The sequence below is a fragment of the Streptomyces albofaciens JCM 4342 genome (assembly GCF_008634025.1).
Taxonomy (GTDB): domain Bacteria; phylum Actinomycetota; class Actinomycetes; order Streptomycetales; family Streptomycetaceae; genus Streptomyces; species Streptomyces albofaciens.
In genome coordinates this window covers 3,961,955-3,982,195 of sequence record NZ_PDCM01000002.1, presented here as the reverse complement: position 1 = coordinate 3,982,195, position 20,241 = coordinate 3,961,955, and the positions used below count along the sequence as shown (strand labels likewise).

The 20,241-nt window shown below is 73.4% G+C and carries 19 protein-coding genes; 10 read left to right on the top strand and 9 right to left on the bottom strand.

Annotation, left to right across the window (positions count from 1 at the left end):
• The first annotated feature begins 38 nt into the window (after positions 1–38).
• The 3 genes from CP973_RS37375 to CP973_RS37365 all read left to right on the top strand — a co-directional run bounded on the left by CP973_RS37375 (position 39) and on the right by CP973_RS37365 (position 2,966).
• The gene (locus tag CP973_RS37375) at positions 39–1,652 is read left to right on the top strand and encodes an MDR family MFS transporter (protein WP_425282061.1); all 1,614 of its coding nucleotides are present in this window, start codon (positions 39–41) and stop codon (positions 1,650–1,652) included.
• A 324-nt stretch (positions 1,653–1,976) separates the two neighbouring features.
• A complete protein-coding gene (locus tag CP973_RS37370; protein WP_150250811.1) occupies positions 1,977–2,441 on the top strand; it encodes a helix-turn-helix transcriptional regulator in 465 nt (154 codons plus the stop codon).
• 69 nt (positions 2,442–2,510) lie between these two features.
• A complete protein-coding gene (locus tag CP973_RS37365) occupies positions 2,511–2,966 on the top strand; it encodes a VOC family protein (protein WP_150248912.1) in 456 nt (151 codons plus the stop codon).
• A gap of 232 nt (positions 2,967–3,198) precedes the next feature.
• Here CP973_RS37365 and cseC read toward each other — a convergent pair whose 3' ends face one another.
• The 5 genes from cseC to CP973_RS37340 form a co-directional block, all read right to left on the bottom strand.
• Positions 3,199–4,500 carry a two-component system sensor histidine kinase CseC gene (gene cseC / locus CP973_RS37360; RefSeq protein ID WP_150248909.1) on the bottom strand — a complete coding sequence of 434 codons (1,302 nt, stop codon included), beginning with the start codon at positions 4,498–4,500 and terminating at the stop codon, positions 3,199–3,201.
• A gap of 8 nt (positions 4,501–4,508) precedes the next feature.
• Positions 4,509–5,219 (bottom strand): two-component system response regulator CseB, encoded by a 711-nt coding sequence (gene cseB, locus CP973_RS37355; RefSeq protein ID WP_150248906.1) that lies wholly within the window; start codon positions 5,217–5,219, stop codon positions 4,509–4,511.
• Positions 5,220–5,228: 9 nt separating this feature from the next.
• Positions 5,229–5,834 (bottom strand): hypothetical protein, encoded by a 606-nt coding sequence (locus CP973_RS37350; protein WP_150248903.1) that lies wholly within the window; start codon positions 5,832–5,834, stop codon positions 5,229–5,231.
• Between the two features lie 239 nt (positions 5,835–6,073).
• Positions 6,074–6,646 (bottom strand): SigE family RNA polymerase sigma factor, encoded by a 573-nt coding sequence (locus CP973_RS37345; protein WP_234440678.1) that lies wholly within the window; start codon positions 6,644–6,646, stop codon positions 6,074–6,076.
• Between the two features lie 454 nt (positions 6,647–7,100).
• Positions 7,101–8,048 carry an HhH-GPD family protein gene (locus CP973_RS37340; RefSeq protein ID WP_150248900.1) on the bottom strand — a complete coding sequence of 316 codons (948 nt, stop codon included), beginning with the start codon at positions 8,046–8,048 and terminating at the stop codon, positions 7,101–7,103.
• Between the two features lie 205 nt (positions 8,049–8,253).
• Here CP973_RS37340 and CP973_RS37335 point away from each other — a divergent pair, with 205 nt between their 5' ends.
• Complete coding sequence (locus CP973_RS37335; protein WP_150248897.1) at positions 8,254–8,736, top strand: pyridoxamine 5'-phosphate oxidase; 483 nt, start codon at positions 8,254–8,256, stop codon at positions 8,734–8,736.
• 89 nt (positions 8,737–8,825) lie between these two features.
• On the opposite strand, the gene CP973_RS37330 is transcribed toward CP973_RS37335, so the two are convergent.
• Positions 8,826–9,410, bottom strand: a complete 585-nt coding sequence (locus tag CP973_RS37330; RefSeq protein ID WP_150248894.1) for a phosphatase PAP2 family protein — start codon at positions 9,408–9,410, stop codon at positions 8,826–8,828.
• Positions 9,411–9,639: 229 nt separating this feature from the next.
• Here CP973_RS37330 and CP973_RS37325 point away from each other — a divergent pair, with 229 nt between their 5' ends.
• Together CP973_RS37325 and CP973_RS37320 are read left to right on the top strand one after the other, a co-directional pair.
• Positions 9,640–10,467: a hypothetical protein gene (locus CP973_RS37325; RefSeq protein WP_150248891.1), complete on the top strand. Its 828-nt coding sequence runs from the start codon at positions 9,640–9,642 to the stop codon at positions 10,465–10,467.
• 121 nt (positions 10,468–10,588) lie between these two features.
• Positions 10,589–11,572 carry an NAD-dependent epimerase/dehydratase family protein gene (locus CP973_RS37320; protein ID WP_150248889.1) on the top strand — a complete coding sequence of 328 codons (984 nt, stop codon included), beginning with the start codon at positions 10,589–10,591 and terminating at the stop codon, positions 11,570–11,572.
• A 221-nt stretch (positions 11,573–11,793) separates the two neighbouring features.
• Here CP973_RS37320 and disA read toward each other — a convergent pair whose 3' ends face one another.
• Both disA and radA read right to left on the bottom strand, forming a co-directional pair.
• Entirely contained in the window at positions 11,794–12,948 is a 1,155-nt protein-coding gene (gene disA, locus CP973_RS37315) for a DNA integrity scanning diadenylate cyclase DisA (RefSeq protein ID WP_425282060.1), read from the bottom strand.
• Between the two features lie 208 nt (positions 12,949–13,156).
• Positions 13,157–14,617 carry a DNA repair protein RadA gene (gene radA, locus CP973_RS37310; RefSeq protein WP_150248884.1) on the bottom strand — a complete coding sequence of 487 codons (1,461 nt, stop codon included), beginning with the start codon at positions 14,615–14,617 and terminating at the stop codon, positions 13,157–13,159.
• Between the two features lie 239 nt (positions 14,618–14,856).
• Here radA and CP973_RS37305 point away from each other — a divergent pair, with 239 nt between their 5' ends.
• Positions 14,857–16,701: a sigma-70 family RNA polymerase sigma factor gene (locus tag CP973_RS37305; protein ID WP_150248881.1), complete on the top strand. Its 1,845-nt coding sequence runs from the start codon at positions 14,857–14,859 to the stop codon at positions 16,699–16,701.
• Between the two features lie 65 nt (positions 16,702–16,766).
• Here the strand turns inward: CP973_RS37305 and CP973_RS37300 are convergent, their stop codons facing one another.
• A complete protein-coding gene (locus CP973_RS37300; RefSeq protein ID WP_150248878.1) occupies positions 16,767–17,600 on the bottom strand; it encodes a DUF3109 family protein in 834 nt (277 codons plus the stop codon).
• A 92-nt stretch (positions 17,601–17,692) separates the two neighbouring features.
• Between CP973_RS37300 and CP973_RS37295 the strand changes: the two genes are divergently transcribed.
• Genes CP973_RS37295 through CP973_RS37285 form a run of 3 tightly spaced genes read left to right on the top strand, consistent with a single transcriptional unit; the run spans position 17,693 to position 20,121 of the window.
• Complete coding sequence (locus CP973_RS37295) at positions 17,693–18,625, top strand: Ppx/GppA family phosphatase (protein WP_150248875.1); 933 nt, start codon at positions 17,693–17,695, stop codon at positions 18,623–18,625.
• Positions 18,626–18,682: 57 nt separating this feature from the next.
• Positions 18,683–19,495, top strand: a complete 813-nt coding sequence (locus CP973_RS37290; RefSeq protein WP_150250806.1) for a sugar phosphate isomerase/epimerase family protein — start codon at positions 18,683–18,685, stop codon at positions 19,493–19,495.
• The gene (locus CP973_RS37285; RefSeq protein ID WP_150250809.1) at positions 19,492–20,121 is read left to right on the top strand and encodes a TetR/AcrR family transcriptional regulator; all 630 of its coding nucleotides are present in this window, start codon (positions 19,492–19,494) and stop codon (positions 20,119–20,121) included. Before CP973_RS37290 ends, CP973_RS37285 begins: the two co-directional genes overlap by 4 nt.
• Positions 20,122–20,241: the final 120 nt, after the last annotated feature.

Genomic DNA, 20,241 nt, shown 5'->3' with positions numbered 1-20,241 from the left:
TGAACTAGCCGGGCGGCAAGTAAGTGGGAGAAGCGAAAATGGGGATGTCGCAGTCGAAAGCGACCCCAGCGGGGGATATACCGAAACCGGCGGACGGCGGGGGGAAGCAGCCGGCCAGCGTCCGCGTGGTGCTGTTCGCGCTGATGATCGCCATGCTGCTGGCGATGCTGGACAACATGATCGTGGGCACCGCCATGCCCACCATCGTGGGCGAGCTGGGCGGGCTGAGCCACCTGTCCTGGGTGGTGACCGCGTATACGCTCGCGACCGCCGCGTCCACCCCGATCTGGGGCAAACTGGGCGACCTGTACGGCCGTAAGGGCGTCTTCCTGACGTCCATCGTGATCTTCCTGATCGGCTCCGCGCTGTCCGGCATGGCCCAGGACATGGGCCAGCTGATCGGCTTCCGCGCCGTGCAGGGCCTGGGCGCGGGCGGTCTGATGGTCGGCGTCATGGCGATCATCGGTGACCTGATCCCGCCGCGCGAGCGCGGCAAGTACCAGGGCATGATGGCCGGCGTCATGGCCGTCGCGATGATCGGCGGCCCGCTGGTCGGCGGCACCATCACCGACCACCTCGGCTGGCGCTGGAGCTTCTACATCAACCTGCCGCTCGGCGCGATCGCCCTGGTCATGATCACCGCCGTGCTGCACCTGCCGAAGAAGCGCTCGCAGGCGCGCATCGACTACGTGGGCGCCGTGCTGCTGACCGTCGGCATCACCTCGCTGGTGCTGATCACCACCTGGGGCGGCACCGAGTACGACTGGCTGTCCAGCCAGATCATCGGGCTCGGCGCGGTCGGCGTCGTGGCGCTGCTGGCCTTCGTCCTCGTGGAGACCAAGGTCCGCGAGCCCGTCCTGCCGCTGCACATCTTCCGCAACGGCAACTTCAGCCTCGTCACGGTGATCGGCTTCCTCGTCGGCTTCGTGATGTTCGGGTCGATGACCTTCCTGCCGCTGTTCCAGCAGACCGTGCAGGGCGCCTCGGCCACCAACTCCGGGCTGCTGCTCCTGCCGATGCTGCTGGCGATGATGGCCGTCTCGCTGGTCGCGGGCCGGGTCACCACCAACACCGGCAAGTACAAGATCTTCGTGGTGGGCGGCGGCGCGCTGATCACCGCCGGACTGGCGCTGCTGTCCCTGATGGACACCGGCACCACCCGCTTCACCTCGGGCCTGTACATGGCGGTGCTGGGCGCCGGCATGGGCTTCCTGATGCAGACCACCATGCTGATCGCGCAGAACAGCGTCGAGATGAAGGACATGGGCGTCGGCTCCTCGTCCGCCACCCTCTTCCGTACGATCGGCGGCTCCTTCGGCGTCGCGATCTTCGGGGCGATCTTCAACAACCAGGTGCAGGACGTGATGAAGGAGCGGCTCGGCGCCGCGGGCGCGAAGGCGACCGCGGGTGGGGCCCAGATGGACCCGAAGAAGCTGGAGCAGCTGCCGGCCGCGATCAAGGACGCCTACATGCACGCGGTCGCCGGCGGCACCCACCAGGTCTTCGTCTGGGGCGCGCTGATCAGCGTCATCGGTTTCGCCGCGGCGTGGTTCCTCAAGGAGGTCCCGCTGCGCGGCGGCCCCGCCAAGCCGGCCGACAAGGCGGAGGGCGGCGACGCCCCGGTCGCCGCCGCGATGGCGGAGCCCGTCTGATCCGGCACTGATTCACCCCTGGCCAGCGGCCCTCGGCGGACACGCCGGGGGCCGTCGGCATGTCTGCGGCGTCTCCGCGGGCGGGCCGCTGCCGGGTCGCCGCCGGGTCGCCGCCGGGCCGTTGTCAGTGGTGCGTGCCAGCATCGGAATGTGAACGGCGACGGGGCGAAGGACGTCAACGGGGCGAAGGACGTCAACGGAGCGGGGGACGCCGACGAGGCCATGCGGGCGGGGGACGGGCGGACGGACGGGCGCGCGGCGGGCGGCGCCACCGTCCCGGTCCCGCTCGCCCGGCTCCGGCAGCTGCGGCGGGCGAAGGACGCGATGGACCGCGACTGGGCCTCCCCGCTGGATCTTGACGCGGTCGCGGCGCACGCCGGGTATTCCCGCTTCCACTTCATCCGCGCCTTCAAGCAGGTCTACGGCCTGACCCCCGGCCAGTATCTGAGCCGCCGCCGGATCGAGCGCGCCGAGGAACTGCTGCGTACGGCCGATCTCTCCGTCACGGAGATCTGCTGGCTGGTCGGTTTCGGCAGCCTGGGCACCTTCTCCGCGCGCTTCAAGAAGCAGACCGGCCTGACACCGAGCGCCTATCGGGAACGGCACGTCGGGCAGGGCGCCGGGCTGATACCGGGCTGCTATGCCCTGCTGTGGTCCGGCGGCTTCAAGTCCTTCGGGAACCGGGCGGGGGAAGGCGACGCGAAGGGGGACGAGCGGGGGGACGAGCAGGGGGACGGAAAGGCGGCCGGGGCCGGGCCGGGACACCGCAATTCCGGAGAAGGCGGGTAGCCGGCGGGCTGCCTACGGTGAAGCCGAGACCGCGCGGGCCACCGCGCGCGAAGAGCGAGAGGCAACGTCATGATCAAGGGTTTGGCCATCACGACCGTATGGGTCCTCGACCAGGACCGGGCGAAGGAGTTCTACACCGAGAAGCTCGGCATGGAGGTCCGGACGGACATGCGGATGGGCGGCGAGGACGGCATGCGCTGGCTGACCGTCGGCGCCAAGGACCAGCCGGAGGTGGAGCTGACGCTGATGGTCCCCGGCCCGCCCGGCATGGACCCGGAGGCCGGGGAAAGCCTGAAGCAGCTGGTGAGCAAGGGGCTGATGGGCGCCGGGGTGCTCCGGACGGACGACGTCAAGGGCGACTACGCGGCGCTGAAGGCCAAGGGCGTGGAGTTCCTCCAGGAGCCGCAGGAGCGCCCGTACGGCACCGAAGCGATCTTCCGCGACGACTCCGGCAACTGGTTCTCGCTGACCCAGCCCAGCGAACAGCTCGACATGAGCAAGGGGTGGGGGGACTGCGTGGAGTAGCCGACAGGGCGACAGGGCCGCGCGGAGCGGCCACCGGATCAGGACGGCGGACCTGGCCAGGTCGGCGGATCGGGCCGGGCGGTGAACCTGGCTGGACGGTGGATCGGGCCGGACGGCGGATCGGGCGGTCGGCGGATGGGGTGAGAACGGCGGATCGGGCCAGGACGGCGGGTCGGGCCGGACAGCGGATCGGGCCAGAACGGCGGACCCGGCCGCACGGGGTGGCCGCCGGTCACCGGTCCGGCAGCTGGATGACCGGGAAGCTGCCGGTGCTCGTCGGCGCGTTCTCCGGCAGCCACAGCACGGACACCGCGCCGGTCGAGCCGTCCGTCAGCTCGTCCGCGTTGCGGAAGGTCAGCCGGGCGCCCAGCACCCGTGCCTGGCCCGCCGCGATGGTCAGGCCGAGCCCGTGGCCGCGCCCGGCCCGGTCGCTGCTGCCCGTACGGAACCGGCTCGGGCCCTCGCGCAGCAGCGCCTCCGGGAAGCCGGTGCCGTGGTCGCGCACGCGCACCACACGCCCCTCGACGGTCACCTCGATCGGCGGCTTGCCGTGCCGGGCCGCGTTGGCGATCAGGTTGCCCAGGATGCGTTCCAGGCGCCGCGGGTCGGTGGAGACCTCCGCGTCCCGCAGGATCTCGATCTTGATGTCGGGGTTCAGCGCCCGCACCCGCCGGGTGACGAACTCGCCCAGCGCCACGTCCTGGAGTTCGGCCCGCTCCGCGTAGCCGTCCAGCCGGGCCACCTCCAGCACGTCCTCGACGAGCGTGCGCATCGCCTGCGCCCGGTCCCGTACCAGCTCCGAGGGGCGGCCCGGCGGCAGCAGCTCGGCCGCGGTGAGCAGCCCGGTCACCGGGGTGCGCAGCTCGTGGGCGATGTCGGCGGTCACCCGGCGCTCCGCCTCGATGCGCTTCTGGAGCGCGTCGGACATCGCGTCCACCGCCCAGGCCAGGTCGTCCGTCTCGTCCCGGATGCGCCCGCCGACCTCGTCCCGGATCCGTACGGAGGTGTCGCCGTCGGCCAGCTTGCCGGCCGCCGCCGCGGCCTTGCGCAGCCGCTTGGACAGCCGCCCGCCGATCAGCACGCCGAGCGCGCAGCCGCCGACCACGACCGCCGTCGAACCGATCAGCAGCGCCTGGTCGAGATCGTCCAGCACGGCGAACCGGTCGGGGAAGTAGCCCTGGATGGACAGCACCCGGCCGCCCGCGACCGGCGCCGCCGCCCACACCTTGGGCGTGGTCTGGCCGGTGTCCTCCAGATAGGTCGCCCGCTTTCCCCTGGCGACCTCGTCACGCAGCGCCTTCGGCAGTGCCGGGTCGTCCAGCTTGGCGCCGAAGCGCAGCTGGTGCGTGGTTTCGTAGATCTTCTGCGTGAAGTTGAGGCGTTCGGTCTGCACATCGCGGCTGTTGTCCAGCATCGAGCCGCGGGCCGCGTTGTGCACGACGAGGCTCAGCGCGATCGCGACCAGCGCTCCGACGAGCGCGATCGCGGCGCTGAGCTTCCACCTCAGCCCCGTCCGCAGGGCGAGCCTGACCACCGCAGGAGTCAGCCTCTCAGCTTGTAACCGAAGCCGCGGACGGTCTCGATCCGGTCCTGGCCGATCTTGCCGCGCAGCCGCTGCACATGGACGTCCACGACCCGGGTGTCACCGCCCCAGCCGTAGTCCCACACCCGCTCCAGCAGCCGGTCGCGGGAGAGGACCGTGCCGGGCGAGTTCGAGAACTCCAGCAGCAGCCGCATCTCGGTGGGCGTCAGCGCGACCGGCCGGCCGCCTTTGCGCACCTCCATGCCCTCCGTGTCGACCTCCAGGTCACCGAAGCGCAGCACGGCCTCGGCGGGCTCGGCCGCGTCCGACGCGGCGGCGTTCGAGCCGTCCGGCCCGGAGGCGTGACCGAAGCGGCGCAGCACCGCGCGGATCCGGGCCACCAGTACGGCGCCGTCGAACGGCTTGGTCACATAGTCGTCGGCGCCGGCCTCCAGGCCGAGCACCACGTCGATGGAGTCGGCGCGCGCCGACAGCATGATCACCGGCACGGTCGACTCGTCACGGATGCGGCGGCACAGGCTGACCCCGTCCAGGCCCGGCACCATCACGTCCAGCAGGGCGATGTCCGGCCGGTTGGCGCGGAACGCCTCCAGCCCCGCCAGGCCGTCGGGCATGGCGGTGACCACGAAGCCGTCCCGCTCCAGGGCGAGCTGTGTCGCCTCGCGGATGACATCGTCGTCCTCGACGAACAGGACATGCGTATCGGCCATGCGGTGTTCTCAATCCTCCGGTCCCGTCGGGTCCGCGGGCGCGGGCTCCGTGCCCCCGGTCTTGCTGTAATCAGTGTGGTACCGGGCGTACTCGACGAAGCGGCTACCCGTCCAGCGGTAGGTCATCACATCCTCGCCGGAAGCGCAGCACAGGTTGTCGTCCGAGTTGTAGGTCTGCTTGGAGACCTCCAGCTCGCCCTTGTTGACGCCGGCGTAGACCGAGGGCTGCTCGTTGGCGAAGACATTGTCGTAGCCCCCGCCGTTCCTGCGGTAGACGTAACTGCCGATGCCGACCGAGTCCGCGCAGGTCATCACGTTGACCACCACGTCGGGGTCCTTGCCGCCGGTGAGCTTGGCGTAGGTCACCTCGACCGGGTACTCGTCCGCCGCGCAGGGCTTGGCGAGGGACTTCTTGACGTCCGCGCCGACCTTGGGGTCGTGCTTCATCAGGTTCACCGCGTCGACCTTCTGGTACGCGACCGAGGCCGAGGGGGAGGGGGACGCCGCCTGGGCGGAGCGGTCCTTGGGCGCCGGGGTGCTGCTGGCCGTGCCCTCGGTCCGTACGCCCTCGCCGCCCGGATTGCACCCGGCCAGCAACAGCGAGAGGGCGGCCATCGACGCGATGGCCGCTCCGGTGCTCGTGCGGAAGGCTCCGGTCCGCCGGGACCGGAGCCGTGCCGTGTGTTTCGGGCGGAGCCGTGCCGGGGCCGGGCATCCCGGGCCCGGTCCCGGCCCTTTGGGCCGGAGTCGGGCGGCCGGCGCGCTCCCGGCCGTCCCGCCTCCGGCCAACCTTTTCCTGGTCAAACCGCTCCCGCTCACAGTCCCTCTGACCAAGCCGCCGGTGTCGCAGCCGGTCAGGCCGCGCACCGCTCCCGCTCCTGCTCGCCGCGCTCCAGCATCCGCGCGTCGATGTCGCGATTCTCCAGTTCCTGGCGCAGCCGGGCCAGGGCCCGGTGCAGCGTGCTCTTGACCGTACCGGTGGACATGCCCAGCGCCGCCGCGGTCTCCTCGGTGCTCATCTGCTCCCAGTGTCGCAGCACGACGACGCTGCGCTGCTTGGGCGCGAGCACCCCGAGGATGTCCATCAGCAGGGCCCGGTCGGCGCGCTGCTCGGTGCCGTCGTCGACGCTGGCGTCCGGGAGCTGCTCGGTGGGCACCTCCTCCAGCTTGCGGGCGCGCCACCACTCCGTACGGGTGTTGATCATGACCCGGCGCAGATACGCGTCGGCGAGCGACTTGTCGGCGATGCCGTCCCAGCGCCCGTAGGTGCGGACCAGGGCCGTCTGGAGCAGGTCCTGGGCGTCCACGGGGTCGGGCACCAGGCGCCGGGCGCTGCGCAGCAGGGCCTCCTGCCGCGTACGCACGTACTCTTCGAAGTCCAGTACCTTGCCGCCGCTGGTCGCCATCCCGACGCCTCCGATCCGCATTGCGATTCCCCACGTTGTCCGCGCTGGTGGTCACCTCCAGCACGAGGAAGACGCTACGGAGGGGGTGTTGCGGCGTAATGTGCGTCGGCCCCACAGGCAGTGCACGGAAAACCGTCGGTTGTGTAACAGCGGGACGGGCGTCATACCTGCGACGGACCGTGGACCGGGGCGCGTCATTCTTGCGAGGGACGGCGGGGGCGGCCGGAAGAGCCATGGGCCGCGGGCCGCACGGGCGGCAGGGCACCGGGCGTCACGGAGCCGTCATCCGCCGCACGGCAGCCGGCTGTCACAAAGCCGTCATCCGTCACACAGCCAGCGGCTGTCACGCGGTTGTCACCTGCCGCACAGCCAGCGGCTGTCACACAGCAGCCACCCGTTACGCGGCAGTCGGCCGTCACACGGCCGTCACCCAGCAGCCCCCGTTACTCGGCAGCCGGTGGTCACACAGCCGTCATCACGATGCGCCGGGCCCGAGCGGCAGGCGGTACAGGCCGCCCGCCAGCGGTTCCACGAGGCCGTCCGCCACCAGGCCGTCCAGTGCCCGCGCGCGCTGCACCGGCTCGTCCCACACCGCGTCCAGTACGGCCTGCGGCACGGGGCCGACGGCTTCGCGGAGGACGGCGAGGAGCTTGCCGCGCACCTGGCGGTCCGTACCGGCGTACGTCTGGCCGCGGCGCGGGGGGCCGTCGTGCGCCGGTGAACCCGCCAGCCGCCACGCGCACTGCGACGAGATCGGGCAGCGCACACACTCCGGGCCGCGGGCGGTGCACACCAGCGCGCCCAGCTCCATCGTGGCGGCGGCCCACTTCGCCGCCAGCGGCTCGTCCTCGGGCAGCAGCGCGCGGGCCAGCTTGCGTTCGGCGGCGGTGGTGGCGTTCGGCGGGTACTGCCGGCCGGTGACGGCGCGCGCGAAGACCCGGCGGACGTTGGTGTCCAGTACGGCGTGCCGCTGCCCGTACGCGAAGGAGGCCACGGCCGCCGCCGTGTACTCGCCGACGCCGGGCAGCGCGAGGAGCTGGGCGTGCTCGCGCGGTACGTCGCCTCCGTGGCGCTCCTGTATAGCGGAGGCGGCGGCGTGCAGGCGCAGCGCGCGGCGCGGGTAGCCCAGGCGGCCCCAGGCGCGCACCGCCTCGCCGGGCGGCTCGGCCGCCAGGTCGGCGGGGCGCGGCCAGCGCGCCAGCCACTGTTCGTACACCGGCAGCACTCTGCTGACTGGCGTCTGCTGCAGCATGAACTCGCTCACCATCACGCCCCAGGCGCCCGCCTCGGGGCGGCGCCAGGGCAGATCGCGGGCGTGCTCGTCGAACCAGTCGGTGACGGGGCCGTGCAGCCGGGCCCCTTCGGCGGCTTCGTCGGCGGCGGTGGCAGGGGCGGCGCCGGTGGCGGCGGGAGTGGAAGTCATGGCACTGCCGATCCTGGCACGACGGCGCTCCGCCGTGAAACGCACCGGGCGCGCGCCACGATGCGCCCACCCGCTCGCCGGAACGCCCGGCCGGACCCGCCCCCTCCCACGAGGCGCGATGGGGCCCGGTGCGCGGCCCGTAGGGCGCGCGGGGTGAGGATGTCCACATGATGTGGATGCCGACCGGACCGGCGGGAGAGCCGCGATGACCACCGCAAGCGACTGCCCGGCCACGATCCGCCGGGCGCTGGCCGCGCACACGACGCTGACGCTGGCCTACGCCGACGACGAGGGGCCGCAGGCGTGCGCCGTGCTCTACGCCACCGCCGACGGGCCGGCGCCCTCGCTCGTCCTCGTCACCGCCGAGTCCACCCGGCACGGCCGCGCCTTCGCGCGGGCCGCCGAGACGGGCCCCGGCGCCCGCGTCGCCTTCACGGCCCAGCGCGACGGACAGGAGTGGACCGGGCTGACCGGGGTGCAGGGCCGGGGCGTCTGCCGCCGGCTGACGGGCGCGGACCGCGCGGCCGGGTGGCGTACGTACCTGGAGCGCTTCCCCTTCGTCGCGGCCGACGACCGGCTCGCGGGGGCGCTGGAACGTACCGCACTTTGGGAAGTCCGCCCGGACTGGCTGCGGTTGATCGACAACGGGCGCGGCTTCGGGCACAAGGAGGAGTGGCACGCGCCGTGACCACGGGGCCGGCGGGGCGTCCGTGATCATGGGGCCGGCGGGGGCGTCCAGGGAGACGCCCCCGGGCCGGTGAGCGGCCGGACAGCGGGCTACGCCCGCACCAATATCTTCCAGCGCCCCGCCCCCAGCCGGACGACCAGCGAGGTCAGCGGCCCGGCGAACAGCGTCACGCACAGCGTGGCGGTCAGGGTGCCGAGGGCCAGACCGGCCACCACGTCGTGCGGGTAGTGGACGCCGACGAACACCCGGGAGAAGCCGGTCAGCAGCGCGATCGGCAGCACCAGCCAGGCCGCCGCGCGCCAGGCGAACACGATGCCGACGGCCAGTGCCGCCGCGATCGTCGAGTGGTTGCTGGGGAAGGACCAGTCGCCCTGGGGCGGGCACTGGACGATGGACGTGGCGGCGCCGGCCACGGCCCGGCAGGGCCGCTCCTCGTCCACCAGGCTCTTGACGATCTCACTCACCAGATAGGCGACGGCCGTGCCGATCGGTACCAGGATCGCCAGCGCGACCAGCCGCTCCTCGCCCTTCCTGGACCGCCACCAGCCGAACACGGCCAGAGCCATGAGCAGCAGGATGCCGCCTTCCGTGCCGCCGGCGGCCAGCGAATGAATCCAGCCAGGGGTGTCGTGCGCGAAGTCGGTGACGACGCGATAGAGATCGGTGCTGTACATGAACGCATACGGTACGGACTGTTACGTCAAAGCCGCATCTGGCGAACGTCAAGGGGTCCCCCCGACGAAAGTGGGTGGCCGGCGAGGGGTGCGGGCGGCCGGCGAGCACGAAGGGATCATGGCCGGGGACGCCGCCGCACCCCGCTTCCGTGCCGATGATCTGAAAAGTTGCAGCTTCGTGCGGCGGGTACTGGCCGGTGTGACAGCTGATCTCTCGTAGAGTTTCCGCGTGGGATCTCTGCGCAATCCGATCGGGCCGCTTCCCTCCTCCATCTACTGGCGGCGGAGGGCCGTTGCGCTGGCCATCCTCGCCCTGCTCGTCCTGTTGGTGGTGTGGGCCCTCAACTGGAGCGGCGACGACGGGAAGACCGGCGGCGAGGGCAAGGGCCAGGGTGCGCCGGGGCCCGCCACGTCCATCACACCGGGTCCGAACGCCACGGATTCCGGGATCAGCCAAAAGCCGGGCGGCCGCGACGAGTCGGGCGGTGGCAGCGGCGGGTCCGGACCGGGCTCCGGCGGCGCCGGCGACTCGGGCGGCGGTGCCGCCGGTTCCGGCGGTGGCACGGGCGGCAGCGGCGGCACCTCGGGCTCCGGCGGCGGTCCCATAGGAGAGGGCGGCGGCGCCGTCACCGTACCGGCCGGCTCCGCGCTCCCGAACTGCGCGCAGGACGACACCAAGTTGAAGCTGCGCAGCCTGAAGGACACCTATGGGCCCGGCGAGAAGCCCAAGTTCGAGGTCACCGTCGAGAACACGGCCGACAGCGCCTGCAAGGTCGACCTCGGCCGCGGTTACGCGGCGCTGACCATAACCGGGACCTCCGAGGACGAGCGGGTCTGGTCCTCCGGCGACTGCCCGCCCGGCAGCGGCGGCAGCGCGCCCGTACAGGTGCCGGCGGGCGGCTCGGTCACCCGGACCGTGGAGTGGGACCGCAGGCCCAGCACCTCGGAGTGCGCGACACCGCAGGCCGATCCGGTCGGGCCCGGTGAGTACCGGGTCGAGGCCAAGGTGGGCGGGCTGGCCGCGGTACGGACGTCGTTCGTACTGGCCAAGGACTGAACCGCCACCCCGAAGACGGGCGTTCGAACGTGGCCGGACAACGCCCCCCGCGCCGACGGCGATTGCGCCGAGAGCGTGCATCCATGGCCCCGCCCCGCCATGATCCGGCACAGTCGGTGTCATGAAGCTTTTGATGCTGGGCGGAACGGAGTTCGTGGGGCGCGCGGTCACCGAGGCCGCGCTGGCCCGCGGCTGGCAGGTCACGGTCTTCCACCGGGGGCAGCACGCACCGGTCCCGGGAACGGCCGTCGTGCACGGCGACCGCACCGACGCGGCCACCCTCGCCGCGCTCGCCGACGGCACCTGGGACGTCGTCGTGGACACCTGGGCCTGGGCGCCGACCGCGGTGCGCGACGCGGCCCGGCTGCTGGCGGACCGGGCCGGGCGGTATGTGTACGTGTCCACCGGCTCGGTGTACCGGCACCCGGCCGGACCCGGGCACACCGAGGCCAGCCCGCTGGTGGAGGGCTCCCCGGACGCCGACGCGGTGGCGTACGCGGAGGACAAGCGCGGCGGGGAACTGGCCGCGCTGGCGGCCTTCGGCGAGGACCGTACGGTACTGGCGCGCGCCGGACTGATCCTCGGCCCGTGGGAGAACATCGGCCGGCTCCCCTGGTGGCTGACGCGCATCGCCCGCGGCGGCCCGGTGCTCGCGCCGGGCCCGCGGGACCTGGGCCTTCAGTACATCGACGTCCGCGACCTGGCCGAGTGGGTCCTGCACGCCGCCGAGACCGGGCTGTCCGGCCCGTACAACCTCATCAGCGAGCCCGGGCACGCCACGATGGGCGAGCTGCTGGAGGCGTGTGTGGAGGTCACCGGGTCGGACGCGGAACTGCGCTGGAGCGGGCCGGAAGAGATCCTGGCGGCGGGCCTGACCCCCTGGACGGAACTGCCCGTCTGGCTGCCGCCGGGCGAGCTGTACGACGCCATCCACCGCGGCAACCCGGCCAAGGCGCACGGGGCCGGGCTGCGCTGCCGGCCGGTGGCCCGGACGGTGGCCGACACCTGGGAGTGGCTCCGGAAGCTGGACGGGCCGCCCCCGACGCGGCCCCGGCAGCCGATCGGGCTGGCGCCGGAGAAGGAGGAGGCGTTCCTGCGCGGGTGAGGTGAGCGGTCGGCGGCGTGCGGGCGTACGGACGCCCGCACCCGGCATTGGACGCCTGCACGTGGCACGGGTGCCCGCACGTGGCACGGGTGCCCGCACGTGGCACGGGTGCCCGCACGTGGCACGGGCGCCCACATGTGGCACGGGTGCCCGAACGCGGGGTGGACGCCCGCGCGTGTACGCCGTTTCGGGCCGCGCGTACGGTCCGAGGGCCGGGAGCCTTACACGTACCGTTCGAGGATCGACGACTCCGCCAGCCGGGACAGGCCTTCCCGGACGGACCGGGCGCGGGCCTCGCCGACCCCGTCCACCGCCTGGAGGTCGTCCACGCTGGCCGCGAGCAGCTTCTGGAGGCCGCCGAAGTGGTCGACCAGCCGGTCGATGACGGCGCCCGGCAGCCGCGGCACCTTCGCCAGCAGCCGGAAGCCGCGCGGCGAGACCGCCGAGTCCAGCGTCTCGGGCGAGCCGCTGTAGCCCAGGGCGCGTGCCACGATGGGCAGTTCCAGCAGCTCGGCGTGGCTGAGCGCGTCCAGCTCGGACAGTGCCTCGGGCACCGTACGGGAGCGCTTGGCCGTCGGCTCGGGGACGTAGTCGCGGGCGACCAGCTCGCGCTCCGGCTCGACGCCCGCGATCAGCTCGTCCAGCTGGAGGGAGAGCAGCCGGCCGTCGGTGCCCAGCTCGACCACGTACTCGGCGATCTCGGTCGCGATGCGGCGCACCATCTCCAGGCGCTGCGCGACCGCGGTGACGTCCCGGACCGTGACCAGGTCCTCGATCTCCAGCGCGGACAGCGTGCCGGCGACCTCGTCCAGGCGGAGCTTGTAGCGCTCCAGGGTGGCCAGGGCCTGGTTGGCGCGGGAGAGGATGGCCGCCGACTCCTCCAGGACGCGGCGCTCACCGTCCACGTACAGCGCGATCAGGCGCATCGACTGGCTGACCGAGACGACCGGGAAACCGGCCTGTATCGAGACGCGCTGGGCGGTGCGGTGGCGGGTGCCGGTCTCCTCGGTGGGGATGGAGGCGTCCGGGACCAGCTGCACACCGGCCCGCAGGATCTTGGTGATGTCCTTGTCCAGGACCAGGGCGCCGTCCAGCTTGCACAGCTCGCGCAGCCGGGTCGCGGAGAACTCCACGTCCAGCACGAAGCCGCCGGTGCACATCGACTCGACGGTCTTGTCGAAGCCCAGGACGATCAGACCGCCGGTGTTGCCGCGCAGAATGCGCTCCAGGCCGTCGCGCAGCGCCGTACCGGGCGCGACGGCGCTCAGCGAGGCCCGCATCAGGCCGTCCGTACCGCCGCCGTCGCCCGACCTCCGGGTGGGCGGCCCCCAACCGGACCTGCCACCAGACGACGATGCCCGGTCGTTGGCTGCCACTGCACTCCTCCGTCGCAAGGTCTGTCGGTGCCGCAGGCCGCCCGGCAGATGCCTTGGTCACGCAGCTCACGGGCTGCGTGGGCCGACGGCATGACTTCATTGACAGGCGAGACCGGGGCAAAGTCTACCGGCGCCCAGGCTAGAGGCTGTCTGTAAAAGCCCGCCGTCCGCCCGGGGACGGGCTGCCGCCCGCGCGGCGGGCACCGCCTCACGAGGCAGGGGCGTCACCACCCGGACCCGCCTGCCCGGCCGGGGACTTCCCGGCGGAGGCCTTCTCGCGCGGCGCCTCGCGGCGCGGGCGCCTGGGCAGCACGCGCAGCGCCTCGCCCACATCGGCCACCTCCAGCACCCGCATGCCCGCCGGGATCCTGCCCGGGTCGGCCGGGACCAGGGCGTGGGTGAAGCCGAGGCGGGCCGCTTCGGCCAGTCGGCGCTGCACGCCCGTCACCCGCCGGACCTCGCCCGCCAGGCCCACCTCGCCGATCGCGACCAGGTTCTTCGGCAGCGGGGTGTCGCTGGCGGCGCTGGCCAGCGCGAGCGCCACGGCGAGGTCCGCGGCCGGCTCGGTCAGCTTCACACCGCCGACCGTGGCGCTGTAGATGTCGCGCTTGCCCAGGGCGGCGATGCGCCCGCGCTGCTCCAGCACGGCCAGCATCATCGAGACGCGGGAGGTCTCCAGGCCGGAGGTGGTGCGGCGGGGGGACGGGATCTGGGTGTCGACGGTCAGCGCCTGCACCTCGGCGACCAGCGGGCGGCGGCCCTCCAGGGTGACCGTGAGGCACGTGCCGGGCACGGGCTCGTCGCGGCGGGTGAGGAAGAGGCCGGACGGGTCGGCGAGGCCGGTGATGCCCTCGTCGTGCAGCTCGAAGCAGCCGACCTCGTCGGTGGTGCCGTAGCGGTTCTTCACACCGCGCACCAGGCGCAGGCGGGCGTGCCGGTCCCCTTCGAAATTCAGTACGACATCGACCAGGTGCTCCAGGAGGCGGGGGCCCGCGATGGCGCCGTCCTTGGTGACGTGGCCGACCAGCAGGGTGGCCATGCCGCGCTCCTTGGACGCGCGGATCAGGGCGCCGGCCACCTCGCGGACCTGCGCCATGCCGCCGGGCGCGCCGTCGATCTCGGGGGAGGCGACGGTCTGGACGGAGTCCACGATCAGCAGGGACGGCTTGACCGAGTCCAGGTGGCCCAGGACGGCGGACAGGTCGGTCTCGGCGGCGAGGTAGAGGTGGTCGTCGATGGCGCCGATGCGGTCGGCGCGCAGCCGCACCTGGCTCGCGGACTCCTCGCCCGTCACATACAGCGTGCGATGGTCGTCGCTCGCGGCCTTGGCGGCCACGTCCAGCAGCAGGGTGGACTTGCCGACGCCGGGCTCGCCGGCGAGCAGCACCACGGCGCCGGGGACCAGGCCGCCGCCGAGCACCCGGTCCAGCTCGTCCACGCCCGTGGAGCGGGCGGTGGCCTGGCGGCCGTCCACCTGGCCGATGGGCAGCGCGGCCGTCGTGACGCGGCCGGGCGCGGTCGTCCGGACGGCGGGGGCGCCGCCGAACTCCTCGACCGTGCCCCACGCCTGGCACTCCGGGCAGCGGCCGAGCCACTTCGCGGTGGTCCAGCCGCATTCGGTGCAGCGGTACGAGGGCCGCTCCTTGGCCGAGGATTTACGAGTCGCCATGGGGTTCACCGTAGCCGTGGGGTGTGACAACGCGGGCGGGCGGCCGCCGATCAGTTTCGAGGTGAACGGGCGGGGGCCGGTGGGGCGCGTGCGGGCGGCCGGTACGGGATGTGCACACGGTCGTCGAGTGGGAAACCAGGGCCTTGGGTCCCCTTTCGAGGGAGAAGACCACCCGTACGGATTAAAAGAGGCCATGCGGCGCGATAGGCCCCGCATCCCCCGCCTACCGTCGCCGGGTGATGAGCAGCAGGTCCGATCACCCCACGCACGCCACCGGCGCACATCAGGCGCACGACGACGGCCGCCGCGTCGTGCCGAGCCTCCCCGAGCGCTACGCACCCCACCTGGACGGCCTGTTCACCTACTGCCTGTCCGTCCTGTGCGAGCACGACGCGGCCACCGCCGTCCTCGGCGAGGTGCTCGCCGTCGCCGAGCGGCACCACGGCCGGCGGCCCCCCGACGCCGCCCTCTACCGCTCCTGGCTGTACGCGCTGGCCCGGTGGGCCTGCCTGCGGCGGCTCTCGGACCGGGCCCCGGACGGCGGAACGGACCACGGTACCGGAGTTCCCGCGGAACCGGCGGCCCCGCCCGCCGGGGCCGGTACGGCCCCCGCCACGAACCAAGGCGTCACCACCTTCGGCATGGGCGCGTCCGCCGCCTTCGGAGCCCCGGCCGCTCCCGGCGGCACCCCCGACGCGGCGCGCCGCCGCCGCGAACTGGCCTCCCTGGCCTGGCCGGAGGCCGCCGGCACGACCCCCGAGCAGCGCGAGGCGCTGGAGCTGTCGGTACGCCACCGCCTGTCCACGGAAGAGGTCGCCGCCGTCCTCGGCGGCGACCTCACCGCCACCCGCACCCTCCTGGCGGCCGCCTCCTGCGAGGTCGAGCGCACCCGCGCCGCGCTCGCCGTCGTCGAGTTCGGCCGCTGCCCGGACGTCGCCCAGCTCGCCGGCGACCACCAGATGCTGCTGGGGGGCGCGCTGCGCCGGGAGCTGGTCCGGCACGTGGACGACTGTGCCGAGTGCCGCCGTACGGCCGAGCGGGCCACCGCGCACGGCCCCTGGCCGGGCACCGCGCCCCTCGGCCACGGCGCGCTGCCGATGGTCACCGCTCCCCGTACGGCCGTGTGCACGGCCATGGCGGCGGCGCGCGGCTCGCGTTCGGGGCGTGCCGAGGGCGTGGCGGGCGCGGGCGTCCCGCCGCGCTCGGGGCGCACGGGCCGCTCCGCGGGCGTAAACGGTTCTCCTCGCTACGACCGGCGTGGCTTCCCCGTCCGCCCCAAGGATCCGGCGACCCGCCGCCGGGCGCGGACCCGGGCCGTGACCACGACCGTGCTCGCCACCGTGCTGGTGGCGCCGGTGCTCGCCCTGTGGGCCGCCTACCGGGGCGCGCCGTCGACCGGAGAGGGGGAGGGACCGGCGGTGACGGCCGGCGAGGCGGACGGCTCCGGCGCGCTCGACGGCGCCCCGTACGAGAACGCGGGCAGCGCGCGGACCTCCGCCGGGCCGCCCGCCGCGAGCGGTCTGCCCGCCGTGTCGGTGCAGGTCGTCGGTGCTGACGGGATGCCGCTGCGCCCCGGCGAGCCGGACCGCTCCCGCACCGGCCCCGGACGGCTGACCGTCACGGCCCGGCCGAGCGGCGCCGGTACGGTCATCACGCTCACCGCGTCCGGCGGCGAGCCGGTGCACTGGACGGCGCGGTCGGGCGCGCCGTGGCTGCGGCTGAGCGGCACGGCCGGGGTGCTCGTCCCCGGAGAGTCCGGCACGCTCGTGGTGACCGTGGACCACGGCCGCGAACCGGACGGCTACTGGAACGCGCGGATCACGCTCGCGCCCGGCGGCACGACGGTGACGCTGGAGGGGTGGGGCGCGGGCGGCGACCACCGGCCGGGGCCCGGCGGGCACCCCCCGGAGCCCGGCCCCGGACACCACCCCGGCCCGAGGCCGGCCTCACCGGCGCCGGACCCGACGCACCACCCGACCGCGTCGCCCACACCCAGTTCCGCACCGACGCCGGCGCCCACGGCGGGGGAGCCGACGACGGGACCGAGCCCGTCACCGTCCGGTACGGCCGGGCCGGCGGGCTGATCGTCGATCGACGGGCTGATCAAAAGACCGGCGCGTACACCCCGGGTCCGGCCCCCACGCGCCCGTTACTTCGGATCCGCCGGATGCGGCGCCATCGGCAGGGTCGCCGCCAGGCGCTCCTCGCAGAGTTCCACGAGCCGGTCGTAGCCCTCCTTGCCCATCAGCTCGGTGAGCTCCGGCCCGTAGGACACGTACACCGGCTCGCCGGCGCCGTGTGCCGAGGTCGCCGACGTGCACCACCAGTGCAGGTCGTGGCCGCCGGGGCCCCAGCCGCGGCGGTCGTACTCGCCGATGGTGACCTGGAGGACGCGGGTGTCGTCGGGGCGGTCGATCCAGTCGTAGGTGCGCCGGACCGGCAGCTGCCAGCACACGTCCGGCTTGGTCTCCAGCGGCTCGCGGCCCTCGCGCAGCGCGAGGATGTGCAGCGAGCAGCCGGCGCCGGCCGGGAATCCGGGGCGGTTCTGGAAGATGCACGAGCCCTTCCAGCGCCGGGTCTGGCGGTCGCCGTCCTCGTCCTCCTGGGTCCAGCCGGTGGAGGTGCCGACATCGTGGAACTGCCACAGGTCGGGTGTGAGCCGCGCCACGTGCTCCGCGACCCGCTGCTCGTCCTCCTCGTCCGAGAAGTGCGCGCCGAGCGTGCAGCACCCGTCGTCCGCGCGCCCCGCCTCGATGCCCTTGCAGCCGCTGCCGAAGATGCACGTCCAGCGGGAGGTGAGCCAGGTCAGGTCACAGCGGAAGACCTGCTCGTCGTCGGCGGGGTCGGGGAAGGTGACCCAGGCGCGGGCGAAGTCCAGACCGCCGACCTCGTCGGCCCGAGCCCCTTGCGCCTCCAGTGCCGCGCGCTGCTTTTCCGCTTTCTTCAGGGCTTTGTTCTGCTTCGCCTTGTTCGTCTTAGCCACTGCTCCAGCGTAAGACGGCCGGTACGCGGATCGGCCCTCCCGGGGCCGGGGCCCCGCCGTCGGTTCCCGGCCACGCGCAGTAGGTTCAACGTATGAGACTCGGTGTCCTCGATGTGGGTTCGAACACGGTTCATCTGCTGGTGATGGACGCGCACCCGGGCGCGCGCCCGCTGCCCGCCTACTCCCACAAGGCGGAGCTGCGGCTGGCCGAACTCCTCGACGAGGACGGCACGGTCGGTGAGGCGGGCGTGGAGCGGCTGGTGGCCACGGTCCGCTCGGCGGTGCAGGTCGCGGAGGACAAGGGCGTCGAGGACGTGCTGCCGTTCGCCACCTCCGCGGTCCGCGAGGCGGCCAACGGGGAGGACGTACTGGGCCGGGTCGAGCGGGAGACCGGCGTACGGCTGCGGGTGCTGTCCGGTGAGGACGAGGCCCGGCTGACGTTCCTCGCGGCCCGCCGCTGGTTCGGCTGGTCGGCGGGGCGGCTGCTGGTGCTGGACATCGGCGGCGGCTCGCTGGAGATCGCGTACGGGCTGGACGAGGAGCCGGACGCGGCGGTCTCGCTGCCGCTCGGCGCGGGCCGGCTGACCGCGGCCGACCTGCCGGGCGACCCGCCGGAGCCGGAGGACATACGGGCGCTGCGCAAGCGCGTACGGGCCGAAATCGGACGGGTGGTGAGCGATTTCACGCGCTTCGGTACGCCCGACCACGTCGTCGGCACCTCCAAGACCTTCAAGCAGCTGGCCCGCATCGCCGGCGCCGCCCGGTCCGCCGAGGGCCTCTACGCCCAGCGTGAGCTGGACCGCAAGGCGCTGGAGGAGTGGGTGCCGAAGCTGGCCGCGATGACCGGCGCGGAGCGCGCCAAGCTGCCCGGCGTCTCCGAGGGACGCTCGCGCCAGCTGGTGGCCGGGGCGCTGGTGGCGGAGGGCGCGATGGACCTGTTCGGCGTGCGCACGCTGGAGATCTGCCCGTGGGCGCTGCGCGAAGGCGTGATCCTGCGCCATCTGGACCACCTGCCTCCGGCGTAGGGGCGCGGCCCCCGCCCGGGGGCGGCGGCCCGTACCCTGTCCCTCGTGACGGAGCCAGTGGTGCGCATCCCGGATGCGAAGGTCGCCCTGTCCACGGCCTCGGTGTATCCGGAGTCGACGGCGACGGCCTTCGAGATCGCCGCGCGCCTGGGCTACGACGGCGTCGAGGTCATGGTGTGGACCGACCCGGTCAGCCAGGACATCGAGGCGCTGCGCCGGCTCTCCGACTACCACGGGGTGCCGATCCTGGCCGTGCACGCGCCGTGCCTGCTGATCACGCAGCGGGTGTGGTCCACGGACCCCTGGGTGAAGCTGCAGCGCGCTCGCAACGCCGCGGAGAAGCTCGGCGCGTCGACGGTGGTCGTCCATCCGCCCTTCCGGTGGCAGCGCAGTTACGCCCGCGAGTTCGTCCGCGGAGTGTGGCGGATGGAGAGCGAGACGGACGTCAGATTCGCCGTCGAGAACATGTACCCGTGGCGCTACCGGGACCGCGAGATGCTGGCGTACGCGCCGGACTGGGACCCGACCAAGGACGACTACCGGCACTTCACCGTCGACCTGTCGCACACCGCCACCTCCCGCAGCGACGCGCTGCACATGGTCGACCGGATGGGCGAGCGCCTGGCGCACATCCACCTCGCCGACGGCAACGGCTCCAATAAGGACGAGCACCTGGTGCCGGGGCGCGGCTCGCAGCCCTGCGCCGAGCTGCTGGAGCGGCTGGCCGCCACCGGCTTCGGCGGGCACATCGTGGTCGAGGTCAACACCCGGCGGGCGATGTCCGGCGCCGAGCGCGAGGCCGATCTCGCGGAGGCGCTGGCCTTCACGCGGCTCCACCTGGCGTCGCCGACGTGGGTGCCGGGGTCGTGACGGGCGTCCCGGCCGGGACCGGGGGGACCCGGCGGCGCGGCCGCCCTTCCCGTACGGACTCCGTGGACGGCCCCGGGGCGCGTGAGCGCATCCTGGCGGCGGCCCGCGCCGAGTTCGCCGCGCGCGGCTACGAGAAGGCCTCGATCCGCGGCATCGCCAAGGCCGCGGACGTGGACCCGGCCCTGGTCCACCACTACTACGGCACCAAGGAGCGGGTCTTCGAGGCGGCGGTCGAGCTGTCCTTCGCGCCCGCCCTGAACGCGCCCGAGGCCGTGCTCGACGGCGGCCTGGACGGTGTGGGCGAGCGGCTGACCCGCTTCGTCTTCGGCGTCTGGGAGAACCCGATCACCCGCGAACCCCTGCTGGCGATCGTGCGCAGCGCCCTGACCAACGACGTGGCCGCCGCGGTCTTCCGCAAGCTCATCGCCCGCCAGCTGCTGCGCCGGATCGCCGGCGAGCTGACCGTCCCGGACCCCGCCCTGCGGGCCGAGCTGGCGGCCGCGCAGCTGGTCGGCACGGCCCTGCTGCGGTACGTGATCAAGCTGGAGCCGCTGGCGTCGGCGGACCCGGAACGGATCATCGCCCGGGTCGCCCCCGTGGTGCAGGCCCATCTGACCGGCCCCTGACCGTACGGTCCCACCGCGCGCGAACTGTCCGCACAGCGGTCATCCGTCTCACATGCCGGATTCACTGTCCAGATCTTGGAGCCGGGGCGTAGTCTCGACTGATTCACGTACGTACGCGCA

What these genes read in the sequence shown, in the direction of transcription:
- CP973_RS37375 (WP_425282061.1), top strand. Translation starts at nt 39, where the DNA reads ATGGGGATGTCGCAGTCGAAAGCGACCCCAGCGGGGGATATACCGAAA.
- CP973_RS37370 (WP_150250811.1), top strand. Translation starts at nt 1,977, where the DNA reads ATGGACCGCGACTGGGCCTCCCCGCTGGATCTTGACGCGGTCGCGGCG.
- CP973_RS37365 (WP_150248912.1), top strand. Translation starts at nt 2,511, where the DNA reads ATGATCAAGGGTTTGGCCATCACGACCGTATGGGTCCTCGACCAGGAC.
- cseB (WP_150248906.1), bottom strand. Translation starts at nt 5,219, where the DNA reads ATGGCCGATACGCATGTCCTGTTCGTCGAGGACGACGATGTCATCCGC.
- CP973_RS37350 (WP_150248903.1), bottom strand. Translation starts at nt 5,834, where the DNA reads ATGGCCGCCCTCTCGCTGTTGCTGGCCGGGTGCAATCCGGGCGGCGAG.
- CP973_RS37345 (WP_234440678.1), bottom strand. Translation starts at nt 6,646, where the DNA reads ATGCGGATCGGAGGCGTCGGGATGGCGACCAGCGGCGGCAAGGTACTG.
- CP973_RS37340 (WP_150248900.1), bottom strand. Translation starts at nt 8,048, where the DNA reads ATGACTTCCACTCCCGCCGCCACCGGCGCCGCCCCTGCCACCGCCGCC.
- CP973_RS37335 (WP_150248897.1), top strand. Translation starts at nt 8,254, where the DNA reads ATGACCACCGCAAGCGACTGCCCGGCCACGATCCGCCGGGCGCTGGCC.
- CP973_RS37330 (WP_150248894.1), bottom strand. Translation starts at nt 9,410, where the DNA reads ATGTACAGCACCGATCTCTATCGCGTCGTCACCGACTTCGCGCACGAC.
- CP973_RS37320 (WP_150248889.1), top strand. Translation starts at nt 10,589, where the DNA reads ATGAAGCTTTTGATGCTGGGCGGAACGGAGTTCGTGGGGCGCGCGGTC.
- radA (WP_150248884.1), bottom strand. Translation starts at nt 14,617, where the DNA reads ATGGCGACTCGTAAATCCTCGGCCAAGGAGCGGCCCTCGTACCGCTGC.
- CP973_RS37305 (WP_150248881.1), top strand. Translation starts at nt 14,857, where the DNA reads ATGAGCAGCAGGTCCGATCACCCCACGCACGCCACCGGCGCACATCAG.
- CP973_RS37295 (WP_150248875.1), top strand. Translation starts at nt 17,693, where the DNA reads ATGAGACTCGGTGTCCTCGATGTGGGTTCGAACACGGTTCATCTGCTG.